The sequence below is a fragment of the Burkholderia pyrrocinia genome, from assembly GCF_001028665.1.
GTDB classification, from domain to species: Bacteria; Pseudomonadota; Gammaproteobacteria; order Burkholderiales; family Burkholderiaceae; genus Burkholderia; species Burkholderia pyrrocinia.
In genome coordinates this window covers 3067236-3085097 of sequence record NZ_CP011503.1, presented here as the reverse complement: position 1 = coordinate 3085097, position 17862 = coordinate 3067236, and the positions used below count along the sequence as shown (strand labels likewise).

At 71.4% G+C, this 17862-nt stretch carries 4 protein-coding genes; 1 reads left to right on the top strand and 3 read right to left on the bottom strand.

Annotation, left to right across the window (positions count from 1 at the left end; translation table 11 throughout):
- Positions 1 to 8: 8 nt before the first annotated feature.
- The 3 genes from ABD05_RS14030 to ABD05_RS14020 are packed head-to-tail and all read right to left on the bottom strand — an operon-like array spanning position 9 to position 15687.
- Positions 9 to 1034 carry a GNAT family N-acetyltransferase gene (locus ABD05_RS14030; protein ID WP_047900643.1) on the bottom strand — a complete coding sequence of 342 codons (1026 nt, stop codon included), beginning with the start codon at positions 1032 to 1034 and terminating at the stop codon, positions 9 to 11.
- The gene (locus tag ABD05_RS14025) at positions 1024 to 6018 is read right to left on the bottom strand and encodes a non-ribosomal peptide synthetase (RefSeq protein WP_047900642.1); all 4995 of its coding nucleotides are present in this window, start codon (positions 6016 to 6018) and stop codon (positions 1024 to 1026) included. The genes ABD05_RS14030 and ABD05_RS14025 overlap by 11 nt, the downstream gene beginning before the upstream one ends.
- 9 nt (positions 6019 to 6027) lie before the next feature.
- The gene (locus tag ABD05_RS14020) at positions 6028 to 15687 is read right to left on the bottom strand and encodes a non-ribosomal peptide synthetase (protein ID WP_047901210.1); all 9660 of its coding nucleotides are present in this window, start codon (positions 15685 to 15687) and stop codon (positions 6028 to 6030) included.
- Between the two features lie 285 nt (positions 15688 to 15972).
- Here ABD05_RS14020 and ABD05_RS14015 point away from each other — a divergent pair, with 285 nt between their 5' ends.
- The gene (locus ABD05_RS14015; RefSeq protein ID WP_047900641.1) at positions 15973 to 17718 is read left to right on the top strand and encodes a cyclic peptide export ABC transporter; all 1746 of its coding nucleotides are present in this window, start codon (positions 15973 to 15975) and stop codon (positions 17716 to 17718) included.
- The last annotated feature ends 144 nt before the right edge of the window (positions 17719 to 17862 follow it).

The window sequence follows — 17862 nt, the reverse complement described above, 5'->3', positions numbered from 1 at the left end:
CCGGCCCGTCAGACGTGACGGCCGGAGAAGAACGTCTCGCGCAGCGTGCGCATCCACAGCGGCTGCGCGTCGGCCAGCGCGAGACGGCGCTGCCGCGCGAAGCCATGCCGCGCGAGATGGTCGGCAACCCGCGCGTGGCCGGCCGGAACGGCACAGCCGACCGCTTCGGTACGCGGGTCGTCGAGAAACAGGTAATGAACGACGGACGGCAGCCAGCCCGCCACGCAATGCGGGCCGCGCCAGCGCGACTCGCCGACCAGCATCCGCAGCCCGCGGTCGTAGTCGCGCGCCGCGACGTGCGGCGCGAGCGCGTCCTCCTTCAGCCAGACCGCCTCGAAGTACGCGAACGGCTCGCCGTCGAAACAGCCGACGAGCGGCGTCACGTGCGGATCGGCGTCGGGTGCGGCGCCGTCCGCGCCGGGCTGCGTGCCCGGCCAGCCGTCGCGCACGCGCGGCGCGTCGAACCAGCGCGCGAGCCGCCCGGCATCTTCCGCCGGCTGCCAGCCGCGCAGCGTGAAGCGCACGCCGAGCGCCGGCAGGTCGCGTGCGTAGACGTCGCCGCGCGGTGCCGGCGGCCGGCGCGGATGACGCCGGCCGTCGGTGAGCATCGGCAGCGTCGCGCACGGCAGGTGCGTGCCGCCGAGCCACAGATCGGCCTGCTGCGCCCAGCCGTCGCGCATGCAGCGGCCGCCGTCGGCGAGCACGCCGCTCGCGCGCAGCGCATCGAGCGCGACCGCCGGCCACGCGGCCGGGTCGAGCCGGATCGCCGCATGGTGTGCGCCGTCCGAAAACGCCGCGGACAGCGCGGCCAGCAGCGCGCGTCGCTGGTCGGCAGGCGCCGCGCGATGGTTGTACGCGACGAGGCGCAGCGTGCCGTCGTCGGCAAGTTGCGCGCGCAGCAACTGCGCGCCGATGCCGACGCCCTGCGCGACGCGAATCTCCGTGCCGTCGCGCGCGGCAAACAGGCCGTCCGCGAACGCGAGGCGGCACGAATCGGGCATCGTGAATCCGTCCGGACGCACTTCAGCCAGCATGGCGTTCCTCCTGTCCTGTTTCCGCGCGTGCGTCGAGCCGCGCGCCGAGCGCCGCGAGCGTCGGCGACGCGAACACGTCGGCGACCGTCAGCGCATGACCGGCACGGCCCGCCGCGTCGACGAAACGCACGACGTCGAACGACGTCGCGCCGGCTTCGAACAGGTTCGCGCCGGGCTCGGGCGCGGCCGTCGCGAACGTGTCCGACCACAGCGCCGCGAGCGCGGCAACCGCGTGCGACGGCGCGTCGGCCGGTGCTTCCGAGCTTGCTCGTGCAATGAAGTTCGCGCGCGCGACGGCACGCGTATCGGGTGCACCGAGCGCCGTTTCCGACGCGCCGGCAAAGCGCGCGACTTCGTCGTGATAGACATCGACCAGCGCATCGATGAAGCCGCGGTCGAGCAGTTCGTCCGCATACGAAAACGCGGCGCTCACGCGGCCGTCCGGATGCTCGACGACGTCCAACTCGAGCGTGAACACGACGCGATGGCGCACGTCGTGGAATTCGGCAAGCGACAGGCCGGCCCAGTCGCGTGCGGCCGCGCCCGTCGGGCGCAGGTAGTTGAACATCACCTGGAACAGCGGATTGCCCTGTGCGGTACGCGGCGCGCGCAGCGCCGCGACGACGTCGGCGAACGGCACGTCGGCATGCGCATACGCGGCGAGCGCCGTGTCGCGCACCTGTGCGAGCACGTCCGTGCGGCGCGCGGCCGGGTCGATCCGCGTGCGCACGACGACCGAATTGATGAACAGGCCGAGCGCATCGCGTGCCGCGTCGCCCGTCAGCTCGCGCGTCGACGCGAGTACGCCGACCGGCTGGTCGGCCGCGCCTGTCGCGCGGAACAGCGCGGTGTTGAGCGCCGCGTGCAGCAGCATCGGCAGCGTCGCGTGCGAGGCCGACGCGGCGTCGCGTGCGGCGCGGATCAGCGACGTGTCGAATTCCAACGGGATGCGTGCCGCGCGCCATTGCGGCGCGGCCGGCGCATCGGCGCGCTGCGGCAGCACGCGCGACGGCAGATCGGCCAGCGCGTCACGCCAGTACGCGACGCGGGCCGGATGGCACGGCGCGGGCAGCACGAGCGGTACGACCGGTTGGGCGGCCAGTCGGGCGGCCTCTTCTGCCGGCACGGCGTCGCCTCGTACACGAGCGACATAGCGCGCACGAACCGCATCGAGCCACAGCTCGATCGATTCGCCATCCGACACGATGTGATGGATCGTCACCGACAACACGTGGTCGTCCGTGCCGAGCCGCAGCACGCGTGCGCGCCACAGCGGCGCATCGGCGCCAAGGTCGAACGGCGCGAGCGCATCGTCGTCGGTCAGTGCCGACGCGCGGGCAAGCGCATCGGGTCGCGCCGACAGGTCGACGACCGGCAGCGCGACCGGCTCAGCCGCGTCGATCCGCTGGCCCGGCAGCGCGCCGTCGCGAGCGACGAGTCGCGCACGCAGCGCCGGATGCACGGCCGCCACATCGGAGAACGCGGCGCGCAGCGCATCGATGTCGAGCGGGCCGCGCACGCGCAGCGCGACCGGAATGTTGTACGCGGCGCTGTCCGGCTGCGCGCGCCACAGGAACCACAGGCCGAGCTGTGCGGGCGACAGCGGCCACACGCCGTTTGCGTCGGGTTTGGCCACCGCGACGCCCGGCGCCGCAGCGCCGGCATGCGCAGCGCGCGGCGCGTCGGCCACCTGCAGCGCGTACTGCGCGAGCACGGGCGCCTCGAACAGCGCGCGCACCGGCACGTCGCGGCCGAGCCGTTCGGCCACGCGCGTCGCGACGCGCACCGCGGCAAGCGAATGGCCGCCGAGATCGAAGAAGTGATCGCCGCGGCCGACGCGCTCGAGATTCAGCACGTCGCACCAGATCGCGGCAAGCGCGGTTTCATCGCCGTCGTGCGGCGCCTCGTACGCACGTTCGACGCGCACGGGCGCCGGTAGCCGCGCGCGGTCGACCTTGCTGTTCGCATTTCGTGGCAGCGCGTCGAGCACGATCAGTTGCGCGGGCACCATGTAGTCGGGCAGCGTGCGACGCAGGTGCGCGTCGAGCGTCGCGGCTTCGACGGGCTGCGCGGCCGCCTGTGCGTCGGCGGTCAGTTCGACGTACGCGACGAGCTGCGCAAGCGCGCCCTGCCCGTGCACGACCGCGCACGCTTCGCGCACCGCATCGTGCGCGGCAAGCTGCGCCTCGATTTCGCCGAGTTCGATGCGCAGCCCGCGCAGCTTCACCTGATGATCGACACGGCCGATGAAGTCGAACACGCCGTCCGCGCGGCGCCGCACCAGGTCGCCGGTGCGGTACAAACGCGCGCCCGGCGCGCCGTACGGATCGGGCACGAAACGCTCGGCGGTCAGCGCCGGACGGTCGAGATAACCGCGCGCGACGCCGATCCCCTCGCCGCCCAAATATAGTTCGCCGATCACGCCGACCGGCAGCGGATGCAGCCGCTCGTCGAGCACGTGCGCGGTGCGTGCGCCGACCAGCGTGCCGATCGGCAGATACGCGGCGTCGCCGAGCTTCGCGAGATCGTCGCCGGGCCGGAACATCCACAGCGTCGGCGTGATGACCGTCTCGGTCGGGCCGTAGCCGTTGACCACGCGCACCTTCGGCAGCGCGCGGCGCAGCATCGCGAACGCCTCGCGCGACGTCGCCTCGCCGCCGACGGTCAGCGAACGCAGCGTCGGCGGTGCGCCGTGCGCGAGCGCCCATTCGGCGAGCTGCGCGGCGCAGCCGGGCGGCACGTAGGTCATCGTCACGCCGTCGCGGACCATCATCGCGCAGGTCTGCGCGGGCGGCCACAGCACGTCGGCCGTCACCGACACGGCGGCGCCCGACATGTATTGCGAAAACCAGCCTTCGTGCGCGCCGTCGAAGTTGACCGACTGGAACAGCAGGAACACGTCCTGCTCGCCCGCGCCGTAGCGCTCGGCAATTGCCGCGCAATGCAGCGCGAACGACGCATGGTCGACGATCACGCCCTTCGGCTTGCCGGTCGAGCCCGACGTGTAGATCGCATAGGCGGCATGACCGGGCAGCACGTCCGGCAGCGCGACGTCCGCGGCTTCGTCGAGTGCATCGATTTCATCGGCGCGCCACACGCGCAGTTCCGGCAGTTCGGGCAACGACGCGACGCTTGCGCCGTCGGTCAGCACGTGCGCAATGTTCGCGTCGCCGACGATCTGCGCGAGCCGTTCGCGCGGGTGGGCCGGATCGAGCGGCACGAACGCGGCACCGGACTTCAGCACCGCGATCAGCGCGACGAGCAGGTCGACCGAGCGCTGCAGCGCGACGCCGACGCGCATCTCGGGCCGCACGCCGGCCGCAACGAGATGACGCGCCAGGTGCGCCGCGCGTGCATCGACTTCGCCGCGCGTCAGCGCGCGATCGATATCGGCGACGCCGCGTGCGTCGGGCCGCGCATGCGCATGCGCGGCGATGCGCGCATGCACGGGCACGAACGGTTCGGCTTCGGTCGCGCCTGCCGGCGCGTTCCACGCAAAGAGCTGCGCGCGCTCGTCGGCGGGCAGCCAGTCGAGATCGCCGACCGGCATGTCGGGGCGCGCGAGCGCATCGGCGAGCAGCGTGACGAAGCGCGCGGCCAGTCGCGCGATTGCGTCGGCGTCGAACAGGTCGAGCGCGTAGATGAACGCGGCGTCGAACGTACCGTCGGGCGTTGCCTCGACGGCGAGCGTGAGATCGAATTTCGCGGAAGGCGTGCCGGACGGCAGCAACGCGGCCGATGCCGCGCCGAGCGCCGGCAGCGCGCGGCGCTCGCCATACGCGGCCATTACCTGGAACAGCGGATGGTGGCTCGCGCTGCGCGGCACGCCGAGCGCATCGACCACCTGCTCGAACGGCACGTCCTGGTGCATCTGCGCGTCGACGAGCGCGCGCTGCGTGCGCGCGACCAGCGACGAGAAATCGCCGTGCGCGGGCACGTCTACGTCAATTGCGAGCGTGTTGACGAAGAACCCGATCAGGCCGGCGACTTCCGCGCGTTCGCGATTCGCGGCCGGCACGCCGACGCAAATCCGCGCATCGCCGGTCGCACGCGCGAGCAGCGCATCGAGCGCGGCGAGCAGCACCGCGAACGGCGTCGCGCCCGACGCGGTCGCGAACGCACGCAGTTGCGCACCGATGCGCGCGTCGAGCGAAAACACATGGCGCGCACCGCGCGCACTGCGGCGCGCCGGTCGGGCGGCCGCACCTGGCAGCGTCAGCACGCCGCGCTGCGGATCGAGCCGTTCGCGCCAGAACGCAAGCTGGCGATCGCGTTCGCCGGCGTCGAGCCAGCGGCGCTGCCACAGCGCGTAGTCGGCGTACTGGATTGGCAGCGGCGCGAGCGCCACCGGCTTGTCGGAAGCATACGCGTGGTAGAACGCCGCGAGCTCTTCCAGCATCACGCCCGACGACCAGCCGTCCGACACGATGTGGTGCACGGTCAGCGCGAGCCAGTGATGCGTCGCGTCGAAGCGGACCAGGTGCGCGCGCACGAGCGGCGCCGCGCCGAGATCGAACGGCTCGGCTTCGTCGGCCGTCGCGACGGCCTCCGCGCGCGCGGTGCGCTGCGCGGCCGGCAACGCTTCGAGATCAGTTTCGCGCCACGGGCAACGCAACGGCGCGTGGATCGTTTGCGCGACACCGTCCTGCGCTTCGTCGAAAGTCGTGCGCAATGCTTCGTGGCGCGCGATCAGCGCATCGCAAGCAAGACGCAGCGCATGCGCGTCCAGCGGGCCCGTCAGCGCCAGCCGCTCGGTGATGTGATAAGCGTCGGGCGCATCGATCAGGCGTGCATGCAGCCACAGCCGCGTCTGCGCGAACGATGCCGGCACACGGTCGCTGCGCGGCGTGCGCGGCGGAATCGGCAGCACGCGGAAGTCGATGCCGGCCGCGCCGAGCTTGTCGATGAAGACCGCGCGCTGCGCGTCGGGCAGTTGCGCGAAACGCGTCGCGAGCGCGAGCCAGTCGGGTTGAACCTTCGTCATCCGTCGTCCTTATTGAGTTTCCAGTTCGCCGAGCAGCGCGTCGATCGCGCTCGCCGCATCGGTCGCGCCACGTGCCGCGCAGGCCGCGTCGATCGCTTCCGCGCAGCGCGCGAGCGTGCGCGTGTCGAACAGCGTGCGCAGCGGCAGCGCGAGCCCCCAGTGCAGGTTCGCCTGCGCGTGGGCCTGCGTCGCGAGCAGCGAATGGCCGCCGAGCAGGAAGAAATCGCCGTCGCGGCCGATCGCGTCGACGTGCAGCACGCGTTGCCAGATCTCCGCGAGCGCACGTTCGGTATCGGTCGCGAGTTCGACGGCTTCAGCCGCTTCGCGCACCGGCGCGGGCAACGCATGACGGTCGCACTTGCCGTTCGGCGTGACGGGCAATGCGTCGAGTTCGATCAGTTGCGACGGCACCATGTAGGCCGGGAGTTGCGCACGCAATGCGTCGAGCAGCGCCGTGCGGTCGAGCGGGCCCGCGTCGCCGCGGGCGACATAACCGACCAGTTGCTCGTCGCGCACGATCACGACCGCATCGTTCACGCCAGGCGCCGCGCGCAGCAGCGCCTCGATCTCGCCCGGCTCGATCCGCTGGCCGCGCAGCTTCACCTGCGTGTCGACGCGGCCGAGATAGTCGAGCGCGCCGTCGGCGCGCCGGCGTGCGAGGTCGCCCGTGCGGTACATGCGCGCGCCCGGCACGAATGGATCGGGCACGAAACGATCGGCGGTCAGCGCCGGGCGGCCGAGATAACCGCGCGCCAGGCCCGCGCCCGCGAGATACAGTTCGCCGGTCGCGCCGGCCGGCACCGGTTGCCATGCGGCATCGAGCACGTGCAGTTGCAGGTTCGCGATCGGATGACCGATCGGCACTGCGACCGCATGCGCATCGTCGGGGCCGCAGGTCCAGTGCGACACGTCGATCGCGGCTTCGGTCGGCCCGTACAGGTTCACGAGCGTCGTGTTCGGCAGCAGCCGCGCCACCTTCGCGACGAGTTCGGGCGCCAGCGCCTCGCCGCTCGCGACGATCAGGCGCACGCTGTCGCATTGCGCGGCGGCCGAGAAATCGTCGAGATACGCGGCGAATGCGGCGAGCATCGACGGCACGAAATGCAGCACCGTCACGCCGTGCGCATGGATCGCGGCAGCGAGACGCGCCGGATCGCGATGGTCGCCGGGCGCGGCGATCGCGAGCTTCGCGCCGATCGCCAGCGGCCACACGAATTCCCAGACCGACACATCGAAGCCGAACGGCGTCTTGTGCAGTACGACGTCGTCGCGCGTCAGACGGTATGCGTGCTGCATCCACGCGATCCGGTTCGCGAGCGCGCCGTGCGTGTTGCCGGCGCCCTTCGGCTTGCCGGTCGAGCCCGACGTGTAGATCAGGTAGGCGAGTTGCGCGTCGTCGATGGCGACGCCTGCGGGCGCTTCCTCACGTTGCCCCGCTTCATCGGCGAGCAGGTCCGCAACCGTCAGCAACTGCGTCGCGGCACCGTCGCCAAGCGCGGCCTCGACCTGTTCGCGCAGATGGGCCTGCGTGATCGCGACGGCCGGCCGCGCATCGCGCAGCAGGTATGCGATGCGCTCGGCCGGATAGTCGGGATCGATCGGCAGGTACGCGGCACCAGCCTTCAGCACGCCGACGAGCGCCATCACCATGTCGAACGACCGCTCGACGCACAGCGCGACCGGCGTGTCGGGCCGTACGCCGCGCCGGCGCAGCGCGGCCGCGATGCGCGACGTGCCGATGTCGAGTTCGCGATAGGTCGCGCGATGCACGCCGCCGTGAACGTCCGCGTATTCGAGCGCGATCGCGTCGGGCGTCGCGTGCGCCGCATCGACGAACTGCAGATGCAGCGGCTGCCGTTGCGAAGCCGGCCATGAGCGCGCCGTGTCCTGCGCAAGCGCCAGTGCGTCGCGGGTTGCGGCGTCTGCGATCGACAGCGCGCCGAGCAGCGCATCCGGCGTGCGGGCCAGCGCATCGAGCGCGCACGCGAATGCACGGTGCCAGGTCTCGACCTGCCGCGCATCGATGCGCGCGGTGTCGTAGCCGTAGTCGATCGTCAGTTCGGCACCGCTCTCGATCACGAGCGTCAGCGCGAAATCGGTCGCTTCGATGCTGCGCACGCCGCTCAGCGCAAGCGCGCGCGGATCTGCGTCGCGCGCAGTGTCGTCCACCGGGTAGTTCTCGAACACGACCAGCGTGTCGAACAGTGCGCCGCCCGCGCCGCGCGCCCAGCGCTGGATGTCGGCAAGCGGCGTGTGCGCATGCTCGGCGGCGGCCGCGTTCTCGCGCTGCAGCGTTTGCAGCCAGTCGGCCGCGCGTTGCTGCGGCGCGGGCGCGGTGATCACCGGCAGCGTGTTGATGAACAGACCGAGTACCGTGTCGACGTCCGCGAGCGCATCGGGGCGGCCCGCGACGGTCGCGCCGAACGCGACGGCCGGCTGGTGCGTCATCCGCTGCAGCGCGAGCGCCCACGCGCCCTGCACCAGCGTGTTGACGGTCAGCTTCAGTGCGCGCGCCGTCTGCGCGACGCGCGTCAGCGCGTCCGCATCGATCGTCGCGCGCCACGTGACCATGTCGGCGTCCGCGCGGTCCGCCGTGCGTTCCGCGATCAGCGTCGGCGCGTCGAGCCGCGCGAGGCGGTCGGTCCAGAAGCGTTCGTCGGCATCGCGGTCGCGCGTACCGAGCCACGCGATGAAGTCGCGATAGCGCAGCGCCGGGCGGCTCGCGAACGGCGACACGGCGTCCGGATCGCGATAGTCGCGCAGCACGTCGGCGAGCAGGCGTGCGGTGCTCCAGCCGTCGAGCAGCACGTGGTGACGCGTCCATACGACGCGCCATGCATCGTCCGTCACGCGGATCAGCGTGAGCCGCATCAGCGGCGGCTCGCGCCAGTCGAACCCGCGTGCGCGGTCGGCCGCGAGCCATGCGTCGAAATCGGCGTCGAGCGTGTCGCCGCGCGTGCGCCAGTCGAGCTGTTCGACCGGCATGTGTGCGTGGCGATGCACGCACTGCAGCGGCGCGGCTTCGTCGGGCATCACGCTCGTGCGCAGGATGTCGTGGCGTGCGACGGACGCGTCGAACGCAGCTGCGAGGCGGTCGGCATCGAGCGCGGTCGCGGTCGCGACGAGCTGGTTCACGTAGCTCGCGTGGCCCGGCGCGAACAGCGCATGGAACAGGATGCCCTGCTGCATCGGCGACAACGGATACACGTCGTCGATCGCGCGCCAGTCGAGCGGCGTGCGTTCGATCGCTGCTTGCGTGAGACCGGCGGCCTGCGCGAGCGGGAAATCGCCCGGCGTCGCGCCGCCGCCGCGATGCGCGACGCGTGACGCACATGCGTCGACCAGCTCGCGCAGCGCGGCCGCGAAGCGTTCGGCGAACGCGTCGATCGTTGCGCGCTCGAACTGCGGCGCGCCATAGACCCAGTGCACTTTCAGCGTGCGCGCGCCGTCCCGGTCCGTATCGAGGTACGCGTGAATCGCGAGCGTGTTGCCGAGCGGCCCTTGGCGGTCGCGTTCGACGCCGGTGCCGCCGAAACGCGGCACGAGCGTTGCGTCGCGCGGCGCGTCGAACTGGCCGAGATAGTTGAACGTGACGCGCGGGCGCGGCACGGCGGCCAACGCCGCGCGCGTCGCCGCATCGCCGTAGTGCACGAGCACGCCGAAGCCGAGCCCCTTGTGCGGCACCGCGCGCAGCGTGTCCTTGACCGCGCACAGCGTGTCGCTCGCGGTCGCTTCGACCGGCAACGTCACCGGGTAGTGGCTCGTCAGCCAGCCGATCGTGCGGCTCGCGTCCGCATCGTCGAACAGCGCCTCGCGGCCATGCCCTTCCAGTTCGATGCGGCACGATGCCGAGCCGCGCACGCCGGCCAGTGCCAGCGCGAGCGCCGCGCCCAGCAGTTCGATCATCTGCGTGCGATACGCCGCATGCGCATCGGTCAGCGCCGCGCGCGTCAATGCCGCGTCGATCGTCTGCACGACGACGGCTGCATCGGCATTCGTCGCCGCCGCGTCGGGGTGATCGGGCACGAGGTCGTCGCCCTGCGCCATCGCGGCCCAGTACGCGGCCTCGGCCGCGAACGGCGATTCCGGTTCCGTCGCGGCGCGCGCGAGCCGTGCGGCCCACGCGTCCGCACGCAGGCCCGGCTGCGACAGCCGGACCGGCGTGCGTTCACATGCGGCGCGGTATGCCGAGTCAAGGTCGTCAAGCAGGATGCGCCACGATACGCCGTCGACGATCGCGTGGTGAATCGCGAGATAGAGCTGCGTCGAACCGTCCGGCAGCCGTGCCGCGCACGCGCAGGCGAGCGGCCCACGACCGAGGTCGAGACGGCGCTGCAACGCGTCGAAGCGCGCGAGCGCGTCGGCGTCGTCGCGTGCGGCGACTTCGACGAACGGCAGCGCATCGTACGGCTTCGCGGCATCGCTGGCGCGCCACGTACCGTCAGTGCCGCGCGCGAAGCGCTGGCGGAACACGTCGTGATGCGTCAGCAACGCATCGAATGCGCGCGCGAACGCGTCCGCGTCGAACGGCCCGCGCACGTCGAACGCGACCGACTGGTTCCAGTGGCCGCGCTGCGGGACGTCGAGCGCGAAGAAGCGTTGCTGCGCGGGCGTCAGGATTGGCGAAGCAGCGGGCGTCGCCACTACGGCTGCGATGGCAGGCTGAGCAGCAGCGGTCACGTCTTCGGTTTTCGCGATGCGTGCGAGTTCGGCCACCGTCGGACCGTCGAACAGTTGCTTCGGCGTGAAGCGCACGCCACGCTTGCGCGCACGGGCGATCACCTGCAGCACGAGAATCGAATCGCCGCCGAGTTCGAAGAAGTTGTCGTCGCGGCCGACCTGCGGCGCCTTCAGCACGGCCTGCCAGACTTCGGCGAGCACCGTTTCGACCGCGCCCTGCGGCGCATCGCCGGACGCGATTGCAACCGGCGCGGCCGCCAGTTCGCGTAACGCCGCGCGATCGATCTTGCCGTTAGCGGTCACCGGCAGGCGCGCGAGCGCGACGAACTGCGCGGGCACCATGTAGTCGGGCAGCTTCGCGGCGAGCGCCGCGCGCATGGCGGCCTCGTCGAACGCCGCACCGTCGCGCATCACGACGAAGGTCGCAAGACGCAGGCGGCCGTCGTGCTCGATCGTGAGCGTTTCGGCCTGTGCGACCGGGCCGGCCGCGCGCACGGCCGCACTCACCTCGCCCGGTTCGACGCGGTAGCCGCGAATCTTCACCTGGTCGTCGATGCGGCCGAGGAACGCGAGACGGCCGTCCGCGCGCAAGCGCACGCGGTCGCCGGTGCGATACAGCCGCGCGCCGGGCGTGAACGGATCGGGCACGAAGCGTTCGGCGGTCTGCGCCGGACGCCCGAGGTAACCGCGCGCGACGCCCGGCCCGCCCAGATACAGCTCGCCCGTCGCACCGGCCGGCACGCATGCGCCGAACGCGTCGAGCACGAGCGCGCGCGCGTTCGGCAGCGGCAGGCCGAGCGGCACGCCGCTCGCGGGATCGCGCGCATCGGCGGCGATCGACGCCGTGTCGCACGCGATCGCGCCGACCGTCGCTTCGGTCGGCCCGTAATGGTTGATCACGCGGCAGGCCGGCGCGAGCGCGGCCAGGCGCGCCACGAGCGCCCACGTGAGCGTTTCGCCGCCCGTCACGAGCGCGTGGCGCGGCAGCACGTCGGCCGGCACGCGCGCGTCGAGCAGCGCCTGCAGGTGGCTCGGCACGATCTTCAGCACGCCGACGTCGCGGCGGCGCATCTCGTCCGCGAACAGGTCCGGATCGAACGCGCATGCGGCCGGCAGCAGGTGCAGCGTGCGGCCCGCGCACAACGCGCCGAACAGCGTCGTGTGGCCGAGATCGGCGGCAACGGTCGACACCATCGCGAACGACGCGTCCGGTGCGAACGCGAGTTCGTCGAGCATCCCCTGCACGTAGTCGGCCAGTGCGCCGTGCGACACGACGACGCCCTTCGGCGTACCGGTCGAACCCGACGTATAGATCAGGTACGCGCCCTGTTCCGGATGCGGCGCAACGCGCACGCCGGCCGCATGGGCGAGCGTCGCGTCCTGTGCGAGAGTATCGACGTCGAGCGGTTTTGCGTCGATGCCGGCGGGCCATGCGGCCGTCTCCGCGACGAGCGCCCAGCGTGCGCCGCAGTCGGCTGCCGCCGCGGCGAGTCGTGCGGCAGGTTGCGCGGGATCGAGCAACACGGCGAGCGCACCGGCCTTCAACGCACCGAGCAGGCCGACGACGAAGCGTGCGGACCGTTCGATGCAGATGACGACCGGTGCTTCTGCCGTCGCGCCACGCTGCTTCAGCGCATGCGCGATGCGGTTCGACGCGTCGTCGAGTTCGGCGAACGTCAGCGACGCCGACGCATCGTCGAGCGCGACGCGATGCGGATACGCGGCCGCCTGCCGCGCGAATGCGGCGACGATGTCGGCATGTTCGACACGCAGCGCACGGCCGTCGCGCGGCTGGCGCGCTGCGGCCGATGCGTCGCACGGCAGCGCTGCCGTCGTGCGGTGCGGATCGTGCGCGGCCGCGCCGACGAGCGCCGCATAGCTGTCGAGCCACGCGCGTGCGGTATCGGCGTCGATGCAGTCGGTCGCATAGGCCGCGACCAGTTCGATCCCGTTCGCGTCGTCGGTGAAATCCAGCGCGAAGTCGAAGCGCGCGGCCAGATCGGGCCCCGGCGTCGCGACCGCCGTCGCGCCCGGCAGCACGCTGTCGTGCCGCGCGTCGAACTGCTGCGCGAATTTCACGCGCAGCCATTCGTCGCCGCGCTTGACCGGCGGCTTCACCGCATCGACGACACGCTCGAACGGCACGTCCTGGTGCGCGACCGCGTCGAGCGCCGCCGTGCGCGCCGCGTCGACGAGCGTGCGGAACGGCAGCGTCGGCGCCACGCGCACGCGCAGCGCGACCGTATTCAGGAACAACCCCAGCAGCGCGCGCGTTTCAGGCCGCTGGCGATGCGCGACCGGCACCGCGACGACGACGTCCGTTTCGCCGGTCAGGCGCGACAGCCATGCGTCGAGCGCAGCCAGCAGCACCGTGAAGACGGTGGCCTGCGCGTCGCGTGCGAGTTGCCGTACGTCGGCCGCAACCGCGTCGGGCAGGCGCACCGACACGCGCGCGCCCTGCAGCGTGCGCGCGGCGCCCGGCTGACGATCGACCGGCAGCGCGATCGGGCCCGGCACGTCGCGCAATGCGCCGCGCCAGTAGTCGAGCTGACGTTCGCCCTCGCCGCCGGCCAGCATGTCGCGCTGCCAGTCCGCGTAGTCGGCGTACTGGATCGGCAGATCGGGCAACGACGGCTCGCGGCCTTCGGCATACGCGCGGTACGCGGCCGACAGTTCGTCGAACGCGCAGCGCGAACTCCAGCCGTCGGTGATCGCATGATGCGCGGTCAGCAGCAGGCGGTGACGATCGTCGGCGAGCGCGACGAGCGTCGCGCGCAGCAGCGGGCCGCGTGCGAGGTCGAACGGTTCGGCCGCATCGCGCTCGGCGAGCCGTGCGGCTTGCGCGTCGCGCGCGGCCGGCGGCTGGTCGCGCAGGTCGAAGTCGGCGATCGACACCGGCAGATGCGCATGAATCCGCTGCATCACGATGCCGTCGTCATTGTCGACGAGCGTCGTGCGCCACGCTTCGTGCCGGCCGATCAAGTGATCGAGCGCACGCTGCAGCGCGTCGCGATCGAGCGCGCCGTCGATCGTCCAGTGCGCGGCGATGTGATATGCGGCGCTCGCATCGCGCGTTTGCGCGAGCACCCAGAAACGTTGCTGCGCGAGCGATGCCGCACGGTCGACATGCGGCGCGCCCGATGCGGCTGCATCGGCCGTCGCTCGGCGTGCGGAAATGACGGCCAGCGGTTCGCCGGTCTCGCGTTCCGAACGATCGACCGTTTCGGCCAGTTCGGCGAGCGCCGGATCGGCGAACAGCGTATCGAGCCGCAGGTTCACACGCCAAGCGGCGCGAATCGCGGCCTGCAACTGCATCGCGGCGAGCGAATCGGCGCCCAGCGCAAAGAAATGGTCGTCGCGCGACGGCGCGGCGTCGAGGCCGAGCAGCGTTTGCCAGAGGCCGGCGAGTTGCTGCTCGGTCTGCGTGCGCGGCGCGTCGCCGGCACCTTGCGTCGTGTCGCGCGCGGCGGCAATCCGCTCGCGCAGCGCGGCGCGATCGACCTTGCCATTCAACGTATACGGCAGCGCATCGCAGCGTACGAACCGGTGCGGCTGCCATGCCGCCGGCAATAACGCTCCCACGTGCGCCTTCAGCGCTGCATCGTCGGCCGCCGCGCGCAGCGCGACGCACGCGATCAGCCGCGTCGGCCCGTTGCCGGTTTCGGCAACCACGGCCGCATCGGCCACGGCCGGATGCGAGCGCAGGCACGCAGCGATTTCCGCGGGCTCCACGCGCACGCCGCGCACCTGGACCTGATCGTCGAGACGGCCGAGATAGTCGAACGCTCCATCGTCGCGCAGGCGTGCGAGATCGCCCGTGCGGTAGACACGCGCGCCGGGCTCGCCGTCCGGATCGGGAATGAAGCGTTCGGCCGTCAGCGCCGGACGGCCGTGATAGCCGCGCGCGATACAGACGCCGCCGAGCAGCAGCTCGCCGCCTTCGCGCGACTCGCCGTCGACACGCGCGACGCGCGGGCCGATCACGCGGCCGATCGGCAGCGACGCATACGCGTCATCGGCGGCCAGCACGGGCGTCTCGCCCGGTTCGACCGGCCACAGCATCGGCGAGATCACGGCCTCGGTCGGCCCGTAGCCGTTGATCAGGCGCACCGACGGGAACGTGCGGCACACGAGTTCGAATGCCTGCTGCGGCAGCGCTTCGCCGCCGAACGCGAGTACGCGCAATGCCGGCGGCACGCCGTCGCGCGCGGCGACAGCCGCGAATTCGCGCAGGTATGCAGGCGGAAATGCGGCGACGTTGACCGATTCGCGCACCAGCAGCGCATGCGCGGCGTCGGGCGCGAACGGCTGCGGCGGCGCCACGACGATACTGGCGCCGATCGCGAGCGGCGCGAGCCAGCACTCATGAGCGGCGTCGAAATTGACCGATGCGAAATGCAGCAGACGGTCGCCGGCCTCGATCGGCAGCGCTGCCGCGAGCGCGTCGCAGTGCGCGGCGAGCGGCCCGTGCTCGACGACGACCGCCTTCGGCGTGCCGGTCGAGCCCGACGTATAGATCATGTAGGCGGCCGAACGCGGGTGCACGGGCACGTCTTCGTCATCGGCAGCAATGTCTTGCTCGTCCGCCGTTTCGGCAGCCGCGTCGAACGCCTGTTCGAACGGCGTGCCGAGCGCCGCACGGCCGGCTGCGTCGACGATGCCGTGCCGCAGTTGCGCATCCTGGACGATCCAGTCGAGGCGCGCGGCCGGATGACGCGGATCGAGCGGCACGAACACGCCGCCCGCCTTCAGCACGGCCAGCAGCGCGACGAACAGCTCGCACGAACGCTCGACGCAGACGCCGACCCGCACTTCCGCGCCGACGCCGGCCGCGCGCAGTTGCCGGGCCAGCCGCGACGCACGCGCGTCGAGCGCGCCGCGCGACAGGCGCAAATCGTTCTGGAAAGGTACCGCGATGGCGGGCGCGTCGGGCGCGACGCGCGCCAGTTCGCGGATTCGGTGATGCAGCGCAATCGGGAAACTCGTCATGTGCGTGAAGTCCTTCGGTCCGGCCGCTTCGGCCAAGTCTCGGGGCCGCTTGGGGCGGCTTCACTGGTGTGACGAACGGCGCGGCCGATTTTTTACCGTTTTGCGCTCAAAGCATGCGTGGCCATCTTTTTTGCACGCGCCGCTAAATATTTACGCGGCCCGTTCGTCTATCAGTGAGGAAAGCCGGAACGGGCATACCCCGCCCGCCGCTTTCGCATCACCTTTTCCGCTTCCGCGTTTTGCGTTTCCGCGTATTCGCTTGCCTTCCCTTTACCGACGTTGCCGATGACAGCCGCCTACGAGCCTTCTTCCCCGCCGTCCCTCGACGCCTCGCCCGCCCGCCCCGCGGCGCGCCTGATCCTCGCGCTGTTGCGCGAAAGCCGCGCGTCGCTCGCGCTGGCACTCACCGCGTGCGTGCTGAACGGCGTCGCGAGCGTGCTGCTCGTCGCGACGCTGAACCGCGCACTCGCGCAACCGGGCGCCGCCGATGCGTCGCTCGCGTGGCGCTTCGCGCTGTGCGCGGTGATCGCGCTCGTCACGCGGATCGTGTCGGGCACGCTGTTCGCGCGCCTGTCGCAGGACACGATGGCGCGGCTGCGCGTGCACCTCGCGCGACGCGTCGGTGCGGCCGAGCTGCGCGACATCGAGCGGATCGGCGCGGCGCCCGTGCAGTCGGTGCTGACCGACGATGCGACCAACGTGTCGATGCTGTTCTTCGCGCTGCCGAACCTGGTCATGCACGGCTCGATCGTGTTCGGCTGCCTCGGTTATCTCGCGTGGCTGTCGTGGCCCGTGTGCGTGCTGGCGCTGGCCGCGATCATCGCCGGCTCGCTCGGTTATCACACCGGCGACCGCCGCGCGATCGCGTCGCTCGAAGCGGCCGGCCAGGCGCAGGACCGCCTGTTCGGCTATCTCGGCTCGCTGTTTTCCGGTGCGAAGGAACTGAAGCTGCACGATGCGCGCGCACGCCAGTTCGTCGACGGCCAGCTCGGCGCCGCGATCGGCGAGGTGCGCGACCACCGCCGCCGCGCGTTCAGCGCGTATGCGGTCGGGGTCGGCTGGATCATCTTCCTGTTCTACGTGTTCCTCGGCTTCGCATCGTTCTGGCCGCAACTCGGCGTGCACGCCGAGCCGGGCGTGGCGGCCGGCTACGTCGTCGTGTTCCTGTTCATGCTCGTGCCGCTCGACGGGCTCCTGAACAACCTGCCGACCGTCAACGCGGCGCGCGTATCGCTTACGCGAATCGAAGGCGTGATGGCCGAGTTCGGCGCGCTGCGCACGGTGCCGCCCGCGGCCGACGCGCCCGACGTGCCGCCGGCCGGCGCCGTCACATTGCACGGCGTCACGCACGCGTATTTCCACGAGCGCGACGAACGGATGTTCAGCATCGGGCCGATCGACCTGACGATCAAGCCAGGCGAGCTCGTGTTCATCGTCGGCGGCAACGGCAGCGGCAAGACGACGCTCGCGAAGGTGCTGACGGGGCTCTACGAGCCCGAGGAAGGCACGATCGAGGTCGACGGCCGCACGATCGGCTGGCGCGAGCGGGCAGCGTATCGGCAGCGCTTCAGCGCGGTGTTCAACGATTTCCACCTGTTCGATGCGCTGCTCGGCATCGTCGATCCCGACGATCCGGCCCGCGCGCAGGCCGATGCACGCGCGAACGCGCTCGTCGCGAAGCTGGCGCTCGACCACAAGGTGAAAGTCGTCGACGGCGCGTTCTCGACCCGTGCGCTGTCGACCGGGCAGCGCAAGCGGCTCGCGCTCGTCGTCGCGTATCTGGAAGACCGGCCGTTCTACCTGTTCGACGAATGGGCGGCCGACCAGGATCCGTCGTTCAAGGCCGTGTTCTACGAGCAGTTGCTGCCCGAACTGCGCGCACGCGGCAAGGCCGTGATCGTGATCACGCACGACGACCGCTATTTCGATCTCGCCGACCGGCTGCTGAAGCTCGACAACGGGCGCATCGTCAGCGACACGATGCCCGCGCGTTCGCGTGCGCAAGACGGCGTCGATGCGCTGAGCGTGTAAGCCATTGATGGATCGATCGCCGACGCGCCGCAATGGCAGCGCGTCGGCGATGTTCGATTCAGAAGGAAATGTTGCCGGAGCGTGGAGACAAGGAAAGGCCGGGACATCGACCGTCAAGCCGATTACAACGCCCTGCCCGTTAAC